Genomic DNA, 20,541 nt, shown 5'->3' on the forward strand with positions numbered 1-20,541 from the left:
CGAAAAACACTAATAGCACGCTAAATAATTCGAGTTGCTATAAAAAACAAACTGCCCTGTTAACCTATAAATAGATTAACAGGGCGAGCATTGTACAAACTTTATAATCATAATGCTAATGCATTACAATTATTACACGCTAAATTTATGTATTAACGTGGGCAAATTTCATCTTCAGCGAAGAAATAGGCGATTTCACGTGCTGCTGACTCTTCAGAATCAGAACCGTGTGTTGCATTTTCAGTGAAGCTATCAGCGTAATCTGCACGTAAAGTGCCGGCTAAAGCGTTATCTGGGTTTGTTGCGCCCATCAGATCACGGTGACGTTGAATTGCATTTTCACCTTCTAAAACTTGCAGCATGATTGGACCTGAAGTCATGAACTCAACTAAACCGTCAAAGAAAGGACGACCTTTGTGTTCTGCGTAAAAGCCTTCCGCTTGTTCACGCGTCAAATGCATCATTTTAGCAGCAATAATAGAAAAGCCAGCGCTTTCAAAACGATGATAGATTGCACCAATCACATTTTTCTTCACTGCATTTGGTTTGATAATTGAAAATGTACGTTGAACCGTCATAAATAACCTCTTAGCGTTTTATTTGACTTTAATTTTTTATTCTTTTTATATCAAGAGTATAAAAATATGAGTCTGTTTTAGTTTTAATATTATTTCTATTCCTGATCCAAGGAAGCAGAAAATAAGGCGTTGATTATAGGGGTTACAGTTACAATTTCCTACAGTCATATCAACATTTTGTTAAACTTTTCGTAGCAAAAAATACTATTTTTTTGACTAAGTCACACTTTTTGTCTACTACTTAACTCTAAAGTTTAATGCTGTCACCTGTCCGCTCAAATCTAATACTGAAATCTGATAGTTTCCGACCTTATCCAACGTCAGTAAAATACTGCCATTATGTTCAGTTTCATTGACTTGCTCGCCATTTAAAAACCACCATTTATTCCCCTGACCACCTTGAGTCACTAGGCGCAAGTCTAAACTGGTTTTGCCCGGTAATCGCTGTAACACCTCGCCATCTCGAATACCCGAAATATGCAATGGCGGCATTTCAAGTTTAAGTGGAGGGCAAGCTAAATCTGGTTTTGGTAAACGGTTTTCTCGTTTCTCGCTTGCTGGAAGCCATGATTCAACAGTAATTGGCCACAGATGGACCTCTTTTTCTGTCGCATTTGGGCAATCAGCCGCAACTTGTAAACCTTTGTCGTTCACCCAGATTTTTTGTCTTAATCCCAATAATGATTCTTGGTCTCTTGCCATTAGCGTTGGCGGAATTGTATTATCCAAAATCCAACTCAAACGGCGCTGGCGACAATTATTATCATCTTGAAGTAACGCGGTTCCACCCGGCCAGCAAATAACCGCTTGGCTCACACTAGCAGGTTTAGTATCTTTCGGTAACGGCTCGTGGGACTGATATATTCTCGCCAACAACATATTATTGACTTGATTCATAATTGGAATTGCTGTGGCAAAACCAAACTGCCCTGCCACTGGCGTCGCATCAGGACGTCCAACCCAAACACCAATGGTATAGCGAGGATTAACGCCAATAGCCCAAGCATCGCGATAACCATAACTGGTACCGGTTTTCCACGCCAAATTTAATTGTCCCGATAAATTCATATCCGGTACTGGTCGCGCTTCTCCCCCCATAATGCGACGAATAATCCAAGCCGCTCCCGGTGAAATTAATGTTCTATCACGCAATGTATCTGTCGGTTTAAAACGAAGAGGAGAAACCTTACCTTGGCGAGCAAATGCACTATATGCAGCGACCAAATCATCCATTCTTGTTGCAGTACCGCCTAAGATTAATGATAGATTGGGCTCGCTCCCCATAGGAAAACGTAACTCAGTACCAACATTACGTAACTGCGCCGTAAATCGTTTACTCCCATAAACATCCAGTAATTGCACAACAGGTAAGTTTAGCGAACGCACTAAGGCATCGCTCACACTAACGGGACCATTAAAACCACTATCAAAATTACCAGGACGATAGTCGTTAAAACGCCGAGGAACATCTTGTAATAATGATTCCGCATGAATAAGCCCATCATCCATTGCTAATGCATATAAAAATGGTTTCAATGTTGAACCGGGTGAGCGCCAAGCACTTATCATATCAACATGGCCAAAACGGCTGTCATCTTGAAAATCTATCGAACCAATATACGCTTTCACGCTCATATCAGTATGATCAACAACTAATATGCCGAGGGAGGTTTGTTTAGGTAGCTGATTTTTCCAATTTAACGCCATCTCTTCCAATTGGCTTTGTAAACTCGCATCAATGGTTGTTTCAATGACAGGCTCCTGAGTATCTTTTACAACTCGACGAGCCAACAAAGGCGCTGAATGTGGATTTTTGCGTGGAGCTAGCCAAATTTGCTCTTGTTTGATGTCTGCAACTTTTTCAGCACTCCAAACTTGATACTCGACAAGCCTATCTAAGACTTTATCACGTGCAATTTGAGCCCGTTGAGGGTAACGATCTGGCCTTAAACGACTAGGGGCTTGAGGTAAAACAGCAAATAATGCCGCTTCACTGGAGGTCAATTTAGCGGGAGATTTATTCAAATAAACCCAACTTGCTGCGCCAATTCCTTCAATCGTTCCACCATAAGGCGCCCGATTGAGATACATTTCAAGAATTTCATCTTTTGAATAATGGTATTCAAGTTGCGCAGTACGCCACAACTGTTTCAATTTGCCCAAAAGCGTGCGGTCATGCGGGTCAATTAACCGAGCCACTTGCATAGAGATAGTACTGCCGCCAGAGACAATTCGTCCTGAACTGATAAACTGCCCAGTTGCTCTCACCAGTGAAAAGGGATTCACGCCCGGATGACGATAAAAATGGCGATCTTCATAAGTCAGTAGCGCTTCAATAAATTCAGGTGATACTTCATCCAGTTTAACCGGAAAGCGCCAAATACCGTCTTTATCGGCAAAGCGCCAAAGAGGTGTCCCATCAGCCGCGACAACGGTTCGCGCCATTTCAACTTGTTTAATTGGCAATGGCCAAATTTTATCTGCTGCCAAAAATAATAAAGGCAACAAAATCACCAGAAACACGAGAGTCAATCCAGTGCGACGTAACCATTTTTTCATTGATGAATGTACCGCTAGTTAGGAAGAAAGCCCTTATATCATACAATATAAGGGCTTAAGGTGAAGATTAACGCACTATTTCTAATTTACCATCTGAATAGCCTGTTGCACGCCATTCAGGTACATACATGGATTCCACTTGCGGTACTGGAATGCTGTACACACCCGGCGTTACCGCACGCGCCAAATAAACCAAGGTCGTTGGTTTATACTGTTGAACTTCAACAGCGGCCACAAAGCGGTCATCACGATATTCCATATGACGAATTTGTGATTGTTGCATATCATCAATCATCTCTTGTAAGTTTGGTGCTGACTCACTGAGATTCGCACTGCTATTCGCTAAGTTTTGGTTTTCTAACTCTAAACCAGCAGGTAGCAAATCAACAACTAGTGCATCGGGTACGGTTTGAGATGCAGTAACATCCAATTTAACCACCACCATTTCACCACTTCTTAGTCTATCAAGTGAAACGCGATTACCTTTCATATCATAGTAACTACGTTGAACACCAAGTACATTTGAACTCGGTTTTGGTGAGCTCTGTGGATAACCAACCACATTCAAGCGAGTATAAAGTGTATTAGTGCCGCTATTTTCAATACTGTAACCATTTTGTATCTGCTCTTTGGTCAAGAACTCACTCACGGGTTTATCAGAAACCATCGGAGGCTCTTGTCCATTGATCAGCGCTTTCCATGGTGTTTCAGTTTCATTGACATAGTAACGACCCGCTAAGTACAGCGCATTATTTTCTTGAGTTGAGAAATAACGCTGTGAGGTCAAATTATTCGCCAACGATTGTAATTTTTGATCACGTGATTTAGGCATCAAATTGTATTCATTTAGTAATGCAATGATCAATGCATCATCACGAACCACAGAACCATAATCGCCCACATAGCTATAACCACTGCGTTGTTTTTTCAGACCATCAATAATCGCACTTTCACCGCGCGCTTTATCGCCCATCAAATTCAACGCCACACCTAATTGAACTAATGGTAATCCACTGGTGGCATTACTATTTTGTCCATAAATCTGACGAAGTGCACCAAGCGGTGCTTTTTGTTGAGTTGCTAGCACTAAACCTGCATAGGCTTGAGTTGCAAAACGGGCACCAGCTTGGTTATCGGTATAAGGGTAATTAATTTGATTTGCATCTTGCAAATAGCTCAACAAACGCGTATTCGCATTATTCAACGCATCCTGTGGTACGGTGAAACCACGTTGATTGGCTTTATTTAAAAAGTCAGCAGCATAAGCGGTTAACCAATATTCCTCTGAACCATTTCTGTCCCATAAGGAAAAACCGCCATCCCCACGTTGCATACTTAACAAATGAGGAATACCAATTTCAATCGCTTTATGACGATCTGCATCAGTTTGAGAATTAATACCTAATTTCTTCAGTTCTGCTTGTGTAGAGAATAAAGACGGATATAACCCACTAATGGTTTGCTCAAGGCAACCATACGGATAAGCAAATAATTCTCTGATATAACGAGAGATTTGTATCGGAGGACGACTACTTAGTAGCACTTGCCCTTCAAGCGTATCCGGTTGCAAACCTAAGATTTCGTTGGCTGGCAACGACCATGCAGTACCGGGTTCAATCGTCGTAGCAAAAGAGATGGTTTCCGCAGGCTGAGCAGGACGAACCCCAACTTTCCAGCTATTACTGTAGTCTTTGCTCGCTTCACCTTTGATCTTCACACCATTAACGGTCATGGTCACTTCACCTTCACCAAAGCCATAATCAGCTTTTACTGGCAATGTTAACGTGGTGCGTTTACCTTTTTGCAATTCAACTTCACGGCTGGTCACACCATCAAGTTTCACCATTCCTGTTGCTTTAAAGGTCACTGATACATTCTGAGTGTTCTCAGTCATATTAGTGAGATCAAGAGAGAAATAGGACTTATCACCACCCGCCATAAAGCGTGGCATTGACATTTGTGTCACTAGTGGCGCTGCTACTGTTACTTTGCTATCGGCATGACCAAAATCTTTTCCATTCCATGCTTGGGCCATTAAACGCAATTCACCATTAAAATCAGGAATAGCGAGAGTAATTTCACCTTCGCCATTTTTATCTAATGTGACAGGCTGCGCTTGCTCTGCAATGATTTGTACTTCAGTCAGCGGCTTCATCCCCCCACGTTCCATTGCGGCATCTTCACCATCACCACCAAAACGTAAGTTAGCCACTTTACCTTGGCCTTCAATCAGATGACCATAAACATCATATTGGTCAACGCTATAACGCTTACGACCAAAGAAAGCATCGTACGGATCTGGTGTTTTAAAATCAGTAATATTCAAGACGCCCGTATCCACCGCAGAAAGTATCACATTGACTTTCTCAGGCAGTGGTTTTCCATCTTGTGCAGTCGCTTTAATTTTTACCGTGAGATCTTGATTCGGACGCATTTTATTTGGCGAGGTTAATGCCAAGGCAATTTTACGATTTTCATCGGCTATTGGAAGATGTAACACACCAACAGCACGTTTTACGGTCGCTTCTTTTGAATCATCCCCTGGACGCACAACAACGGTAGAAATATAGAGATCATGACGCGCCCACTCTTTATTCACAGGTACTTCAATATCTAAGCCGTTTTCAGGCACGTCGATTTCTTGCCACCACAGCGGACCATCGCTAGATTCGAGTAAAATATAACCTTTACCCGCTTTTGGTGATTCAATACGAACTTTCGCTTTTTCGCCCGGTAAATAGGCCGGTTTATTCAAGCTTAATTTGACCTGATCAGGACGAACAGAACCACTACCGCCAGTGTTATCTTGCCATGAATAACCCGCCCAGAACTGAATGCTGCTGACTAATTGATTTTCAGGATTCAACACTTCTAAACGAAATGTGCCCCAATCCACAGGGAAAGCAATCTTGGCGGTACCATCTTTAGCAATCGTAATATTTTCATTTGCCATCACTAAATCTTTTTGATCATAATTTGATGACCAACCACCACTTTCAGACCAACTCCAGTAATAATCACGGCGCTCGTACACTAAACGTGCTGTTAAATTTTCAGCCGCGAGTTTATTACCCGCCGCATCGGCCATGACTAATTCAAACTCTGCTAATGAATTCTCATCAACATTATGACGTTTTACATAACGGTCAGTACGGTAATCATAAATTTCTTTTTTAGCGAATAATGGACGAATACCGACTAGCTTATCCGCAGGCCAAATCGCTTGTTCAGCGCGACGGGTCACTGGTCGCCCACCCGCTTCTAATAAGCTCGCTTGTAAGATTGCAGAAATAGGTGAACGCGTAGATTCCCAATTACTTTTTGGCAGTGAGATAACGGTTTCACCGCTATCATTTAACGTTAGGTCAAACTCATCCAGTTTACGAGGTAAACCTTCTTCATTCATGGCACCAAATTCAAAGCCGGGTAATTTAGCAACGGCTTCACGGTTTGCTTTGAGCAAAACTTGCCCTTGCAGCTCATTATTTGCCGCAGGTGCACCATAGAGATAACGACCTTGAATATCAAAATCAACTGATTCAGTATTCAAAATTGGGGTATCACTCGTCGTAATATCAAGTGCCATACGCTCTGGCATAAAATCTTCAACATTAAATTTGTAATAACGCAAAGGAGAGCCATCACCTAAATCAAAGCGGAGTGACCAACCCCCCGTCTCTGCATTTTTAGGGATTTCAAATTGATATTGATACAAGCCGTCTTGTTTCTCTTGCGGCTGCCAAACAAAACTACGAACAACTTGCCCATCCGTTTTTAATACATCAACTTTAACGGGTTGTGATTTAACTGGATTACCATCGCCATCACGCAGCAAGCCATTGACTAACAATAACTCCCCCGGACGATAAAGATCACGCGGTCCAAAGGTGAAAAATTGCTTTGCAAAACCAGCAGGGCCTGAAATATCAAACTCAGATAAATCAAGTGCAGGCTGTGTTAAGTCAATCATACTGGTTTGCCCTTCATGGGTTGCCAGTAATAACTTTCCACCTGCTAATTTTTCTAATTGTGCATGACCGTCACCATCAGTCGTGCCTTTCGTTACTAACTGTCCTTTATCATCAAGAATGCGCAGCTCAACACCTTTAATGGCGGAACCTTTTGCAAGGGATTGCGTGAAGACATCAACACGGTCTTGATAACTATGTAATGAAACGCCGATATCACTGAGAGTAAAAACAGTCGCAGGGAACTGATAACTATAGCTACCCGCTTTTTGCATGATGGCTAGATACACGCCATCTTGCTGTAATTCTTTGATATCTTTAAGCGGTAATAAAACAGTTTGGCGGGTATTTTTATCTGGATTAAGGTCAAAACGTCCAGTATAGGCAAGCTCAACTTTATCGAGAAATTCATCTGAATACCAATATTCGTAATTACTGCGATATTGCCAAGTTGCTAAAAATTGTGGCAATTGTTTTTCATCAACACGGAAAAAGTTAACGTCGACTTTATCAACATTAAGTGCAATGACAGGCAATCCCTGTGCAACTTTACTTGGTAATAAAGAACCTTTACTTGCAAAACCAACCGTTGGAATAATTTGTGCAGTTTGGAATTTTTTATCAAAGTTTGCTGTAATCGTGCGTTCGTTAACCGCTTTAATGCCAGGAATAACGGATAGGTTCAGCTCTTTAGATGGTGGTAAGTGGCGGAAACGTAACTCTAATTGGTTATCCGAAAGTTCCCATGCACCATCTAATTTTCCAGCTTTAACATCAACAAGATTTAAAAATTGGCCGAAATCTTGGTTAGGCTCAATAGGTACTGAGAAAGTGACAACCATAGCACTAGCGCCATCAAGCTGTAGCTCAGAAGCATCAAGAATTTCCAGATCTTTTCCTGCGTATTTTTTCACCATCTCTTCAGTAGAGAGCTTTGGTGCGGATTTCTTTTGTTCCGCAACGGGTGCTGTTTTGACTTGATTTTCGCTTGCTGTTGAAGAAACATTGGTGTCTTTTTTAGTGGTCTCTTCCGTATTATCACAACCCGCTAATGCCACAACAGATGCTAATGCGAGTGCAATATAACGCTTTTTGGTTTTTAGACCCGTCAATGAAGCCCAACTTGATTGTTGTTTCATTACCGTCCCATCCTTTAACGAGTTAAAATTATTATGTTTATTGAGCTCAAACTGATTGTTTGAACATTTAAGAGATTTAGATTTAACTTAATATTATCAATATACCAAGACCGTCGATATTGTTTCAATTATCGACGTAATTTAACAGAATGTTATAAAAACACCTATCAGACAAAACGGAAAAATAAAGACCAGTAAAAACCAGTCTTTATTTTAAGAAGGGAATTAATTACGTATTTTTAATTGGAATGGTATCACGCAAAAAGCTACCTAAACGGCGCTGATAGAAAGGTTGAACATGCTGAGTAATAAAGTGACTGAGACCTTTTTCTTCTTCATTAACTAAGCAAAAATCAATTGATTCTTCATCTGCTAAATATTCACAAGCCAGTGTTCCTGCATCATGAATAATGGCATCAATATTTTCAGCACCCGCGACAAACTCTAATGCAACCATTAAAATCGTCATTTCTTCGCCATCTTCATTTTCGAGCGCCGAAACAATAAAGGCTCGTCTGATGACTTTATGTTGTTTAAAGAATTCACTTAACGCAGTTGTTAACGCTTCAGGCTCTTGCTCAAGCACACTTAATTTAAGAGCCGAGCCTTCTGGTACGGTTAATTCCGTATATTCAATCTCACTTTCTAAGTTAGATGCTTTATCATTTGATTGCTGCGACATTGCCAATCCTCTGCAATTTAGAAATAATTTTACGTATTATACTCGCAATTTCATTCACGTAAAAAATAGGCATGAAAAGTTGCCTTCCCATGCCCTATAACTCATGCCTATAACGGCTAAATACCACTGACTTATTTAGCTTTACTCACTAATAAATTAGCGATAGTGCGCACACCAATACCGGTTGCACCTTCCGCCCATAAGCTAACAGGTGATTTACGGTACGTTGCTGAACAATCAATATGCACCCAATTTTGGCGATAATTTTCAACAAAATGCGATAAAAATGCTGCCGCAGTACTTGCGCCAGCACTATGAGAAGGAGCCGCAATATTGTTTAAATCAGCAAAACCTGACGGTAGTTGTTGGCGATGGAATTCAGCTAATGGCAAGCGCCAGAATAGTTCAAATTCTTCATCAGAAGCATTCATTAATTCAGAAACTAATTTATCATCGAAGCTTAAAACTGCGTGATAATCACCACCAACGGCTGTTTTTGCTGCACCAGTCAATGTTGCTGCATCAATAATCAGTGTTGGCTTTTCTTTGCTTGCATCAATCAAACCATCAGCCAGTACTAAACGACCTTCCGCATCCGTATTCATGATTTCAACAGATTTACCATTACGGTAACGAATAATATCGCCTAATTTGAATGCATTACCACTGACCATGTTATCAGCAATACACAGGAACATTTTTACACGTTTTTGTAAACCACGGCTGATTGCTAAGGCTAATGAACCTGCAAGTGTCGCCGCGCCACCCATATCGGCTTTCATTGAATTCATCGATGAAGACGGCTTAAGACTGTAACCGCCCGAGTCAAATGTAATTCCTTTGCCGACCAAGCAAGCAAATACGGGTGCGTTAGGATTAGCACCCGGATTGTAATCTAAAGCAAGAAAGACAGGTGCACGACTGGAACCACGACCGACGGTATGAATACCTGCGTAACCTTGCTGAGCTAAATCATCACCTTTAACAATACGATAGCTAATATCTTGTGCGCCAACGGTACATAGCAAGTCAATGGCCCTTTTCGCTAATTGCTCTGGACCTAATTCTTCTGCTGGGGCATTAATCACATCACGTACCCAGTCAATCGTACGGATACGGTTTTCTAGCTCTTTGCGTTCCGCTTCTGGTAATACTGGCCATTCAATCGTTCTCGCACCTTTGGGTGCACGAAAACCTTGCCAAAATGCCCAACTTTTTTCTAAATCCCACTCTTCGCCTACTAGCGAAACATTACGAATACCTTGACCATCTAGTTTACGGCCCGCACTTTGCACTGCACATAATTTACCTGGATGTTTTAGATGAATAGTCATCCCATTGTTGCCAGAACTGAGTAGTGCACCCTCGCCCCAACAAGGCGCTGCGGGTTCACAAGAAATCATTACTGGCATAATTTGTTTAGTCATTATTTCTCTCTCTTTATCCATTTTTGCAGGCAGCCGAAAAGCCTATAATTCTATCGGCGATGTGATTACATTAACTGATAAATAGCGCTAGGGATATCAAGATAGTGCTGATATTAAATAAAAAACCGAACTCTGTTTTAACAGTAGTTCGGCTTTTGCTCTCATTTGCGATATCACTCAAATTCATCCAACCAAACCAATAAAATGGCCTCAAGGATTTTTTCGTTAGACTTCTGTGGATCATCATCAAACTCGTCTAACTCACAAATCCATTGGTGCATATCAGTAAAGCGCACGGTTTTCGGATCGATATCGGGAAATGCATCATAGAGTGCTTCGCCAATTTCGCGGCTATTAGACCATTTTAAGCTCATGTTTTCCCCTAAATCATTCGTTAGTAACAGTTTGATAGTCGTCTTAGCATCATTGCAATGATATATGCAGCAAGATTATTTTAAGAATATATCAATAATTAATGCTCTAAATAGTTCGGGTTGTAGCTAGGCGGCAATTGAGCTAAGACTTAGAAGCATACATAAGTATGTGACTAAGATTAGCGAAAGAAGCCAACAACGCTACAGCACGAAATATAACTAGTAATTAATGCTCTAAATAGTTCGGGTTGTAGCTAGGCGGCAATTGAGCTAAGGCTTAGGAGCATACATAAGTATGTGACTAAGATTAGCGAAAGCAGCCAACAACGCTACAGCACGAAATATGACGAGCATTTAGTGCTCACGAGCATGATTAACAGTATATTTAGGCAACTCCACGACTAAATCCTCATCCGTCACAACCGCTTGGCAGCTTAATCGACTTTCAGGCTCAAGACCCCATGCTTTATCTAACATGTCATCTTCTAGCTCACTACTTTCTTCTAATGAATCAAAGCCTTCACGAACGATACAATGGCACGTTGTACAGGCACATGATTTTTCACAGGCATGTTCAATTTCAATTCCATTGCGTAGCGCAACATTTAAGATTGACTCGCCCTGCTGTGCTTCAACAACTGCACCGTTTGGACATAAATCACTATGAGGTAAAAAAACTATTTTAGGCATAATTATATCTCATCCACAGAATGGCCTGACAGCGCTTGGCGAATAGATGAATCCATTCGACGGGCCGCAAACTCCTGCGATTGCTTATCCAGTTGTTTAATGGCATTTTCAATTGCGATTGGGTCAACACCTTCAATCGCTTTAATTAACTCATCGACTGCATTATCAATTTCTGACTCTTCTGTAGGCGTCAGTAAATGTGAGTCTTGCTCTAATGCACTCGTTAAACTTTCAAGCACTCTTGCCGCTTCAACTTTTTGTTCCGCAAGGCGGCGCGCATTAAGGTCATCTTGCGCGTTACTCATTGAATCTTTAATCATGTTTGAAATTTCATTGTCAGTTAATCCATAAGATGGCTTAACTTGAATAGATGCTTCGACACCTGTCGACTTTTCCATTGCGCTCACACTAAGCAGCCCATCGGCATCCACTTGGAAAGTGACTCGAATATGGGCGCCACCTGCGGCCATCGCAGGGATATCACGCAAAGCAAAACGTGCAAGAGAGCGACAATCTGCGACCATTTCTCGCTCACCTTGTACCACATGAACGCTCATTGCCGTTTGACCATCTTTGAAAGTAGTAAATTCTTGCGCTCGAGCAACAGGGATCGTGGTATTGCGTGGAATAACTTTCTCAACTAATCCCCCCATGGTTTCAAGACCGAGGGACAGCGGAATGACATCCAACAAAAGCATATCGCTATCCGGTTTATTACCCACTAAAATATCTGCCTGAATGGCAGCACCGATAGCCACTACTTTGTCGGGATCAATTGAGGTCAATGGCTGTTTACCAAAAAACTCACCGACTTTATTTCTCACTAAAGGAACCCGAGTTGAGCCACCGACCATGACGACATTCAGTATTTCATCAATTTCAACTTGTGCATCTTTTAACGCTCTACGACAAGCCATCAGCGTGCGTTTAATATAAGTTTCAATCAGCGCATCAAATTGCTCACGACGAATTTCACCTTGCCAATTAGCCAAGTTAATAACTACTTTGTCTGCATCACTTAAAGCCACTTTAGTTTCAGTCGCAATATTTAATAACTGACGATTAAATTGATGATCGTCTTGTATCGATAAGCCTGCTTGTTCTGCAATCCACTGGGCTAATACTTGGTCGAAATCATCGCCACCGAGTGCCGTATCGCCACCGGTCGCGAGCACTTCAAATACGCCACGGCTTAAACGTAAAATGGAGACATCAAAAGTACCACCACCTAAATCATAGATAGCAATAACACCTTCTTGCCCTGAATCAAGTCCATAAGCAATTGCGGCAGCGGTAGGTTCATTTAATAAACGCAGAACATGAAGACCCGCTAAACGAGCCGCATCTTTGGTACCCTGACGTTGTGCATCATCGAAATAAGCAGGCACAGTCACTACCACGCCATCCATCTCACCACCCAGTGTTTCTTCTGCTCTTTTCGCTAATGTTTTCAAAATATCAGAAGAAACTTGAATAGGATCAACTTGACCTGTAATGGTCTGAATAAAAGGTAAACCTTTTTCACTTGATGTTAGCTGATAAGGAAGTTCAGGGTAGCGTTGCTGGATATCAGCCAAGGAGCGCCCCATCATTCTTTTCACTGAAATAATGGTATTGACGGGATCTTGTTCAGCTAATTGTTTTGCTTCCCAACCAACTTGTTTGCTATCGATTTGATAATTTACAACAGAAGGTAACAAATAGCGGCCTTGATTATCAGGTAAAACCGCTGCTTGACCACTACGAACTGTCGCTATCAATGAGTGAGTCGTACCAAGGTCAATACCCGCAGCAAGCTTACGTTGGTGCGGTGCGGCTGTCATTCCAGGTTCACTGATTTGTAATAAAGACATGATCGTTTTCTCTTAAAAATCGTCGAGTAACCGTTCTTCGAGCTGCTCAGCTTGTTGCTGTAACTTATCGAGAAAACGTAATTTGCGTACGGTATCGGCAGCCTGCTCCCAATCCATGGCGTTGAGTTGAGTCACCATTAAGGCACTACGTGTTTGCTGCATCTGTTTGACGTTTTTTATAAATATAGTCAATAACTCAAGCACTTTTGAGCTATTCTCAATATCATCAAGTTCTTCTCGCAGCGCCAATTGCTCCATCAAAAATGCCGTATCATGCATTGTATGTTGTTCATTATTGATATCGATGCCTTGAAGTAAAAGCATGTATTCTGCGCGTTTAAGTGGGTGACGAAGAGTTTGATACGCCGCATTAATAGTTGCAGCTTGTTGAAGAGATTGCATTTTCTCCTGCTCAGAGCAGGTCGCAAAACGATCGGGATGATACTGACGCTGTAAATCTTGAAAGCGACGCGTTAGCTGTTCGTTATCAAGAGTATAGTTAGGGCTTAGTCCAAAAAGAGTAAAGTAATCCATAAGTGCTCAATATCTCGAACCATTGACCAATACAGCTAATCTAATGATAAAATCAGTCTGTTTATCATGCTAATTAAAGATTCACTCATTGTGTATCACTGAGCAATAATTTATTTAGCTACCTTAGATATATTGGTCGAAAATTATGCTAATTAGAAGGGATTATACGTGAAAACTTTCACCGCATCCGCATTCGCTGCCTACGTTAGGATTATTAAATTTAAATCCTTCGTTTAAGCCTTCTTTAACAAAATCCAGCTCGGTACCGTCAAGGTAAACAATACTTTTACCATCAACAATAACTTTCACACCTTTGTCTTCAAAAACGGTATCTTCTTCATTGATTATATCAGCAAACTCAAGTACATAAGCCATACCTGAACAACCAGAAGTTCTTACACCTAAACGTAATCCTTCACCTTTACCACGATTTTGTAAGAAAGATTGAATACGTTGCGCTGCACTTTCTGTAAGAGAAATAGACATTGCGAACCTCACATTTAAAACAAATAAGGCAGATGCCCGCTATTATGCAGCATCCGCCTTTAAATTATTATCACTCTTTATACTTCAAATTACACCGCTATAAGCGCAGACATGAAACTTGAATTGTTTTGAGTATAGTTACCAGTTACTGAGCTGCATGTTTTTATTTTTTATCGCATTTATGCTAGCAACCCATATAAGCTAATATACGTTATTTACTTTGGCGTTTGCTTTTGTAATCTGCAATAGCAGCTTTAATCGCATCTTCAGCTAAAATTGAGCAGTGAATTTTCACTGGTGGTAATTCTAACTCTTCTGCAATCGCTGTATTTTTGATTGACTCTGCTTCATCCAAACTTTTACCTTTCATCCACTCTGTCACTAGTGAACTTGATGCAATAGCTGAACCGCAACCATAGGTTTTAAAACGTGCATCTTCGATGATACCGGCATCATTTACTTTAATCTGTAATTTCATGACGTCACCACAAGCAGGTGCACCTACCATTCCACTGCCAACGCTTGGATCACTATTGTCGAATGAACCAACGTTACGTGGGTTTTCATAATGATCGATAACTTTTTCACTGTAAGCCATTTTAAACTCCTGAAATCATCTGATTAATGGTGAGACCATTCGATACTACTGATATCTACGCCTTCTTTGAACATATCCCATAAAGGAGAAAGCGCGCGTAAATGGTCAATTGCGCCATGAATCAATGTGATTGCATAGTCAATTTCTTCTTCTGTCGTAAAGCGACCTAAGGAGAAGCGAATTGAACTGTGAGCGAGTTCGTCATTCATCCCTAAAGCACGAAGTACATAAGAAGGTTCGAGGCTTGCGGAAGTACAAGCGGAGCCTGATGATACGGCTAAATCTTTTAATGACATCATCAACGATTCGCCTTCAACATAGTTGAAGCTTACATTTAGAATATGAGGGGCTCCATTTTCTAAATCACCATTGAGATAAACCTCTTCAATATCTTTAATACCGTTCCATAAACGTAAACGCAATCCACGCAAACGTGTGGACTCTTCAGCCATTTCTTCTTTTGCAATACGATATGCTTCACCCATACCGACAATTTGGTGAACCGGTAAAGTACCTGAACGCATACCACGTTCATGACCGCCACCGTGTTGCTGCGCTTCAAGACGAATACGTGGTTTACGACGCACATATAATGCACCAATCCCCATAGGTCCGTACAATTTGTGCGCAGAGAATGACATCAAATCAACTTTTAATGTTGCAAGGTCAATCGGTAATTTACCAACACTTTGCGTAGCATCCACATGGAAAATAATACCGCGACTACGGCATAATTCACCAATAGCGCTAATATCCTGAACAATACCAATTTCGTTATTAACATGCATAATCGAAATTAAAATGGTTTCGTCACGAATAGCAGCTTCTAAATCTTTCAGGTTAATCAAACCATTACTTTGAGGTGCCAAATAAGTCACTTCAAAACCTTCTCGTTCTAATTGACGACAAGTATCCAAAACGGCTTTATGCTCAGTTTTGCAGGTAATAATATGATTGCCTTTCTTTTTATAGAAATTAGCAGCACCTTTAATCGCCAGGTTATCAGATTCAGTTGCACCTGATGTAAAAACGATTTCGCGGGGGTCAGCATTGACTAATTCCGCAACTTGGTTACGTGCAATATCAACGGCTTCTTCTGCTTGCCAACCAAAACGGTGGGAACGAGACGCCGGATTACCGAAAATCCCATCCATTGTTAGACATTGCATCATTTTTTCAGCAACGCGAGGATCAACTGGCGTCGTTGCTGAATAATCGAGATAAATTGGTAATTTCATTGCTCACATACTCCAAAGGTCAAGATGACTTGCCTTTAATTTTCTAAAGATACTGGGTGAAATCAGCTATTTATGCAAATTTCTACCACTTTTTGTATCGACTGCAATTTGTTATATTTTGTATATCAATTAATTTAAATCTGTTCCCAATAATTCAAACTACAACTTATGTTAGATAGCCATAACTCGCGAATAAAGCAGCAATGTTATAGCTTAAACAATAAAAAACAGATTAATTAAGCACGTACATTAATAATAGAATCAAGCGTAATACCGTTAGGCATTGTTTTACGCTTTTCATTATCTTGTCTATCAGCAACGACCATCACTTCTTGATTTTTTACTAGCTCATCAAGACTGATGCTGCTGAGGAAACTGGTAATTCGATCGCTCAAGTCACGCCATAAAGCATGCGTTAAACAACGGTCGCCATTTTGGCAGCCTTCTTTATTACCTTGACAACGAGTTGCATCGACAGACTCATCAACGGCAGCAATAACTTGTGCAACAAAAATTTGATCGGGCTCTCTACCAAGGAGATAACCGCCACCGGGTCCACGGACACTAGAAACGAGTTCGTTTTTACGTAATCGAGAGAAAAGTTGCTCAAGATAAGAGAGGGAGATTCCCTGACGCTCAGAAATATCAGCTAAAGGTACTGGGCCAGTCTGAGAATGTAACGCGACATCTAGCATCGCAGTTACTGCGTAACGCCCTTTGGAAGTGAGTCTCATAGCATAATGCTCCGTGGTAAAATATGAAACAATTGTGTCATTCCTGACTAATTTAGTCAACTATTTACCTGACTAATTTACTCAAGTATTATTTCACGGTTTTAGCCTCACTTTTTCGCCCATTTTTCCATCGAAGTCAGAATACCCCGAAGAATATGTAGCTCTTGTGTTTCAATATGTGCACGGGTAAAGAGACGTCGCAATTTACTCATAATTAAACCTGGGTGAGCTTTACGAATAAAGCCAGATTCATTTAATACACTTTCAAGATGAACATAAAAACGTTCAACATCTTCTGATGGCGGATATTCTACCTCATCATCTTCTGATTTTACCGTATTTTTTTCATCCAATGCCAAATAAGCCATACGAATTTCGTAACTGGCTAATTGCACTGCCATCGCTAAATTTAACGAACCATATTCAGGATTCGTTGGTATATAAAGGTGATATTGACACTTTTGTAGCTCTTCATTGGTTAGCCCAACACGCTCACGGCCAAAAACAATCGCGACAGGAGACTCTTTAGCCTGATTGACCGCTTTTACTCCACACTCACGAGGTTCAACCATCGGCCAAGAAAGTGTACGAGAACGCGCACTTGTCCCTATAACTAATTTACAACCTTCTAAGGCTTCATCGAGAGAATTTACGATTGTCGCATTACCAATAACATCACTCGCCCCTGCTGAAAGCGCTATTGAGTGAGAATCTGGTTGAACAAGTGGATTGACCAAATACAGATTAGAAAGCCCCATGGTTTTCATTGCACGGGCTGTAGAGCCCATATTGCCAGTGTGTGAGGTTTCAACAAGAACGATACGAATATTATCTAACATGGTTTACACATTTTTTATGAAAAATTTATCGGCATAGTTTAACACAAAATTGCTTATTGTGACGAACATCTATATAATCCGCGCACTCAAGTTTTTCGTTCTTTAACATTCCAGTGGAAAAAGCCCATGCATCCAATGCTTAATATTGCCATACGTGCTGCACGTAAGGCCGGTAATCACATAGCAAAAAACTATGAAATGCCAAGCAACATTAAAGTGACTCAAAAAGGCGTCAATGACTTCGTGACTAACGTTGACCAAGAATCTGAGTTACTTATTATTGATATCATTCGCAAATCTTACCCAGATCACACTATCATCACAGAAGAAAGTGGTGAATTATTAGGTAAAGATGATGATACTCAATGGGTAATAGATCCACTGGATGGCACTACTAACTTCACAAAACGTCTACCTCACTTTGCAGTTTCTATCGCCGTACGCGTCAAAGGCCGTACAGAGGTTGCTGTTGTTTATGACCCTATGCGTAACGAATTATTCAGCGCAGTACGTGGCCAGGGTGCTCAACTTAACGGCTACCGCTTACGTGTTGAAGCAACTCGCGATCTTGACGGTACAATCATTGCCACTGGTTTCCCATTCAAACATAAACAACATACCGCGCCATTTATGAATATCATGAATAAGATGTTCGAAAAATGTGCAGATTTCCGTCGTACAGGTTCTGCAGCACTTGATTTATGCTATGTTGCAGCTGGCCGTGTCGATGCTTACTATGAAATTGGGTTGAAGCCTTGGGATTTCTTAGGCGGAGAACTTATTTTGCGTGAAGCTGGCGGTATTATGACAGACTTCGTTGGTAACCATAATTATTTGGCTTCTGGTAATATCATTGCAGGTAACCCACGTATTGTTCGTGACATTTTGAATGTCATGAAAGACGAATTATCTGAAGCGCTAAAACGCTAATCAAATCAAAAGAGGTGCTGAAAAGATATCAGCATCTCTTTAATTCTCCCTTAATAACCTTTTTTATAACCTATTCACGAAAAATCATTTAATTGATATTGCAATTCAGTATAAACAACTCAACCAATCTAATTTTAGCTGATCTTCACATGGTTAAATATCACCCAACAATTAATCAATAATTTTATTTATTAAAATTCAGTTAATAATTAAATTTAATTTAAAATTAAAAAAAATTAACCAAACTAATTTCAAAAAAAACAATAACGACACTGATAAAAATAATAATTACACTCACATAAATAAACAAATAAAGTTTCATATCGTTATCAATTAAAATAAATAACAAACAAAACGAGTAAATCAAAAATATAAAAATTATTTTTAAAAAATAAAAATAATAATTTTCATAAAGATAAAAAAGACTCAAATCTCATTAATTATTTTTTAAATTTATATTTGAAATAATTTAAAACTATATCTAACATCAAATAAGACTGACTATTCACTCAGTCTATTGACTTAAAAACATATGAACTTATATTCTACTCCCTAACATTAATGGGGTTAACTATGTCTAGATATATATTGCGTCTTTCATTACTTTCTTTAACTGTTATATCAGGTTCAGCACTTGCAATAACAAATAGTGCTGGTGGCGTCATTTCACTTTCTGGAGCAATTAGTGACACAACCTGTACCATCAATGGTGGTAATAGCGCTGACTTTACCGTTGTATTAGATCCAATAACTATTACAGATGCGGGAACTACGGCCAATTCAGTAATTACGAAAAATCAAAAACAATTTTCATTAACATTTTCTGATTGCGCTCCAGCAGGACTTCCAGCAAGCAATCTGAAAGTTCATTTTTATTCCTCCAGCAATATCTCATCGTCCGGATTATATTTAGTAAATACCTCAGTGAATGAAAATGATACAACTGTAGCTAAGAACGTAGGCTTTAGTTTATCCAAAACGGCAACCCCAACTGTCGCTATTCCACTAAATACAGTATTTGATACTGGCCTTGTTGGTAATCTAGCCGCACCTAATAGTGAAACTTTAAACTTGATTGCGAGTTATTACAAAACGAATACCGCTGCTGCAAAAGTAGGTCTTTTACAGTCGAATGTTATTTATACTGTATCTTATCTCTAACTTTAAAAGTCAGGCTCATATGAGTCTGACTTTTTTGTGGATATTAATTATGAAAAACTTTTTGTTATTCCTAATAGGGATTTTATTTTCCCAATATGTGCTCGCTAATGTAGTCATTACAGGCACTCGAATAATTTATCCTGAAGATATTGATAGCGTGACTATACAGTTAGCAAATAACAGTAAGACATCTTCCTTGGTTCAATCGTGGATAGACAACGGAGACATAGATTCTACCCCTGAAACATCTGATTCTCCCTTTTATCTTTATCCGCCCATCGTAAAAATTGAAGGATCACAAGGGCAACAATTAAAGATTAAAAAGATGGAAAACCAACTCCCTGATAATGTTGAAAGTGTATTTTATCTTAATGTACTAGATATACCGAAAACTGCTGATGCAGCAAAAGGAAAAAATGCCATACAGTTAGCAACACGTTCAAGAATTAAACTATTTTATCGTCCAAAAGGATTAACTGAATTACCTAGTGAGTCTATTGAAAAAGTAATTTTTCAATTAATTAATAATACTGTCTTAGTAAAAAATAACTCTCAATATCACTTTACTTTAGCGTCAATAACAACAAATGAAAATAAAGATATTTCGCTCGTTGATTCAGCAATGATTGCGCCATTATCAAGCCAAGAAATTCCATTAAAAAATAAATTAAAAAATAATAATATTACTATTAGTTACGTTGATGATTATGGTGTTTTCAAATACAAAGATATCAAACTTTAAAAGAAGAAA

General features: G+C 39.9%; 17 protein-coding genes. 3 read left to right on the forward strand and 14 right to left on the reverse strand.

Translation table 11 applies throughout. From position 1 onward, the window contains the following. Positions 1 to 152: 152 nt before the first annotated feature. The 14 genes from ndk to trmJ all read right to left on the reverse strand — a co-directional run bounded on the left by ndk (position 153) and on the right by trmJ (position 17,699). A complete protein-coding gene (ndk, locus tag ACTH6U_RS10670) occupies positions 153 to 578 on the reverse strand; it encodes a nucleoside-diphosphate kinase (protein WP_294110618.1) in 426 nt (141 codons plus the stop codon). 237 nt (positions 579 to 815) lie between these two features. Next, positions 816 to 3,137: a peptidoglycan glycosyltransferase PbpC gene (gene pbpC / locus ACTH6U_RS10675; RefSeq protein WP_441832168.1), complete on the reverse strand. Its 2,322-nt coding sequence runs from the start codon at positions 3,135 to 3,137 to the stop codon at positions 816 to 818. 67 nt (positions 3,138 to 3,204) lie between these two features. After that, positions 3,205 to 8,244 (reverse strand): MG2 domain-containing protein, encoded by a 5,040-nt coding sequence (locus ACTH6U_RS10680; protein WP_294350069.1) that lies wholly within the window; start codon positions 8,242 to 8,244, stop codon positions 3,205 to 3,207. Positions 8,245 to 8,473: 229 nt separating this feature from the next. After that, positions 8,474 to 8,926: an enhanced serine sensitivity protein SseB C-terminal domain-containing protein gene (locus tag ACTH6U_RS10685; RefSeq protein WP_294110611.1), complete on the reverse strand. Its 453-nt coding sequence runs from the start codon at positions 8,924 to 8,926 to the stop codon at positions 8,474 to 8,476. A gap of 131 nt (positions 8,927 to 9,057) precedes the next feature. Continuing rightward, positions 9,058 to 10,353, reverse strand: a complete 1,296-nt coding sequence (gene pepB / locus ACTH6U_RS10690; RefSeq protein WP_294110609.1) for an aminopeptidase PepB — start codon at positions 10,351 to 10,353, stop codon at positions 9,058 to 9,060. Positions 10,354 to 10,526: 173 nt separating this feature from the next. Continuing rightward, on the reverse strand, positions 10,527 to 10,727 hold the full coding sequence (gene iscX / locus ACTH6U_RS10695; protein ID WP_336431049.1) for a Fe-S cluster assembly protein IscX: 201 nt from the start codon (positions 10,725 to 10,727) through the stop codon (positions 10,527 to 10,529). A 354-nt stretch (positions 10,728 to 11,081) separates the two neighbouring features. After that, positions 11,082 to 11,417: an ISC system 2Fe-2S type ferredoxin gene (fdx, locus tag ACTH6U_RS10700; protein WP_294110606.1), complete on the reverse strand. Its 336-nt coding sequence runs from the start codon at positions 11,415 to 11,417 to the stop codon at positions 11,082 to 11,084. A 2-nt stretch (positions 11,418 to 11,419) separates the two neighbouring features. Then, positions 11,420 to 13,270, reverse strand: coding sequence for a Fe-S protein assembly chaperone HscA (hscA, locus tag ACTH6U_RS10705; protein ID WP_441832169.1), 1,851 nt, complete (start codon positions 13,268 to 13,270; stop codon positions 11,420 to 11,422). Positions 13,271 to 13,282: 12 nt separating this feature from the next. Then, a complete protein-coding gene (gene hscB, locus ACTH6U_RS10710; protein WP_294110604.1) occupies positions 13,283 to 13,804 on the reverse strand; it encodes a co-chaperone HscB in 522 nt (173 codons plus the stop codon). Between the two features lie 162 nt (positions 13,805 to 13,966). Next, positions 13,967 to 14,290, reverse strand: a complete 324-nt coding sequence (iscA, locus tag ACTH6U_RS10715) for an iron-sulfur cluster assembly protein IscA (RefSeq protein ID WP_294110603.1) — start codon at positions 14,288 to 14,290, stop codon at positions 13,967 to 13,969. Positions 14,291 to 14,501: 211 nt separating this feature from the next. Then, on the reverse strand, positions 14,502 to 14,888 hold the full coding sequence (gene iscU / locus ACTH6U_RS10720; RefSeq protein WP_294110601.1) for a Fe-S cluster assembly scaffold IscU: 387 nt from the start codon (positions 14,886 to 14,888) through the stop codon (positions 14,502 to 14,504). Between the two features lie 23 nt (positions 14,889 to 14,911). After that, positions 14,912 to 16,126 (reverse strand): IscS subfamily cysteine desulfurase, encoded by a 1,215-nt coding sequence (locus ACTH6U_RS10725; protein WP_441832170.1) that lies wholly within the window; start codon positions 16,124 to 16,126, stop codon positions 14,912 to 14,914. A 236-nt stretch (positions 16,127 to 16,362) separates the two neighbouring features. Continuing rightward, positions 16,363 to 16,860 (reverse strand): Fe-S cluster assembly transcriptional regulator IscR, encoded by a 498-nt coding sequence (gene iscR, locus ACTH6U_RS10730; RefSeq protein ID WP_294110596.1) that lies wholly within the window; start codon positions 16,858 to 16,860, stop codon positions 16,363 to 16,365. Positions 16,861 to 16,967: 107 nt separating this feature from the next. Next, positions 16,968 to 17,699: a tRNA (cytosine(32)/uridine(32)-2'-O)-methyltransferase TrmJ gene (gene trmJ, locus ACTH6U_RS10735; protein WP_336431048.1), complete on the reverse strand. Its 732-nt coding sequence runs from the start codon at positions 17,697 to 17,699 to the stop codon at positions 16,968 to 16,970. A gap of 126 nt (positions 17,700 to 17,825) precedes the next feature. Here trmJ and suhB point away from each other — a divergent pair, with 126 nt between their 5' ends. The 3 genes from suhB (at position 17,826) to ACTH6U_RS10750 (ending at position 20,532) form a co-directional block, all read left to right on the forward strand. Continuing rightward, on the forward strand, positions 17,826 to 18,629 hold the full coding sequence (gene suhB, locus ACTH6U_RS10740) for an inositol-1-monophosphatase (protein ID WP_294110591.1): 804 nt from the start codon (positions 17,826 to 17,828) through the stop codon (positions 18,627 to 18,629). Positions 18,630 to 19,202: 573 nt separating this feature from the next. Beyond that, positions 19,203 to 19,790 (forward strand): fimbrial protein, encoded by a 588-nt coding sequence (locus ACTH6U_RS10745; protein ID WP_294110589.1) that lies wholly within the window; start codon positions 19,203 to 19,205, stop codon positions 19,788 to 19,790. 49 nt (positions 19,791 to 19,839) lie between these two features. Next, entirely contained in the window at positions 19,840 to 20,532 is a 693-nt protein-coding gene (locus ACTH6U_RS10750) for a fimbrial biogenesis chaperone (protein WP_294110588.1), read from the forward strand. Positions 20,533 to 20,541 lie beyond the last annotated feature (9 nt).

The sequence above is a fragment of the Providencia sp. genome, assembly GCF_052096715.1.
Classification (GTDB): Bacteria; Pseudomonadota; Gammaproteobacteria; order Enterobacterales; family Enterobacteriaceae; genus Providencia.

What these genes read in the sequence shown, in the direction of transcription:
- hscA (WP_441832169.1), bottom strand. Translation starts at nt 13,270, where the DNA reads ATGTCTTTATTACAAATCAGTGAACCTGGAATGACAGCCGCACCGCAC.
- ACTH6U_RS10745 (WP_294110589.1), top strand. Translation starts at nt 19,203, where the DNA reads ATGTCTAGATATATATTGCGTCTTTCATTACTTTCTTTAACTGTTATA.
- pepB (WP_294110609.1), bottom strand. Translation starts at nt 10,353, where the DNA reads ATGACTAAACAAATTATGCCAGTAATGATTTCTTGTGAACCCGCAGCG.
- hscB (WP_294110604.1), bottom strand. Translation starts at nt 13,804, where the DNA reads ATGGATTACTTTACTCTTTTTGGACTAAGCCCTAACTATACTCTTGAT.
- ndk (WP_294110618.1), bottom strand. Translation starts at nt 578, where the DNA reads ATGACGGTTCAACGTACATTTTCAATTATCAAACCAAATGCAGTGAAG.
- ACTH6U_RS10750 (WP_294110588.1), top strand. Translation starts at nt 19,840, where the DNA reads ATGAAAAACTTTTTGTTATTCCTAATAGGGATTTTATTTTCCCAATAT.
- ACTH6U_RS10680 (WP_294350069.1), bottom strand. Translation starts at nt 8,244, where the DNA reads ATGAAACAACAATCAAGTTGGGCTTCATTGACGGGTCTAAAAACCAAA.
- pbpC (WP_441832168.1), bottom strand. Translation starts at nt 3,137, where the DNA reads ATGAAAAAATGGTTACGTCGCACTGGATTGACTCTCGTGTTTCTGGTG.
- suhB (WP_294110591.1), top strand. Translation starts at nt 17,826, where the DNA reads ATGCATCCAATGCTTAATATTGCCATACGTGCTGCACGTAAGGCCGGT.
- iscX (WP_336431049.1), bottom strand. Translation starts at nt 10,727, where the DNA reads ATGAGCTTAAAATGGTCTAATAGCCGCGAAATTGGCGAAGCACTCTAT.
- ACTH6U_RS10685 (WP_294110611.1), bottom strand. Translation starts at nt 8,926, where the DNA reads ATGTCGCAGCAATCAAATGATAAAGCATCTAACTTAGAAAGTGAGATT.
- fdx (WP_294110606.1), bottom strand. Translation starts at nt 11,417, where the DNA reads ATGCCTAAAATAGTTTTTTTACCTCATAGTGATTTATGTCCAAACGGT.
- iscR (WP_294110596.1), bottom strand. Translation starts at nt 16,860, where the DNA reads ATGAGACTCACTTCCAAAGGGCGTTACGCAGTAACTGCGATGCTAGAT.
- trmJ (WP_336431048.1), bottom strand. Translation starts at nt 17,699, where the DNA reads ATGTTAGATAATATTCGTATCGTTCTTGTTGAAACCTCACACACTGGC.
- iscU (WP_294110601.1), bottom strand. Translation starts at nt 14,888, where the DNA reads ATGGCTTACAGTGAAAAAGTTATCGATCATTATGAAAACCCACGTAAC.
- ACTH6U_RS10725 (WP_441832170.1), bottom strand. Translation starts at nt 16,126, where the DNA reads ATGAAATTACCAATTTATCTCGATTATTCAGCAACGACGCCAGTTGAT.
- iscA (WP_294110603.1), bottom strand. Translation starts at nt 14,290, where the DNA reads ATGTCTATTTCTCTTACAGAAAGTGCAGCGCAACGTATTCAATCTTTC.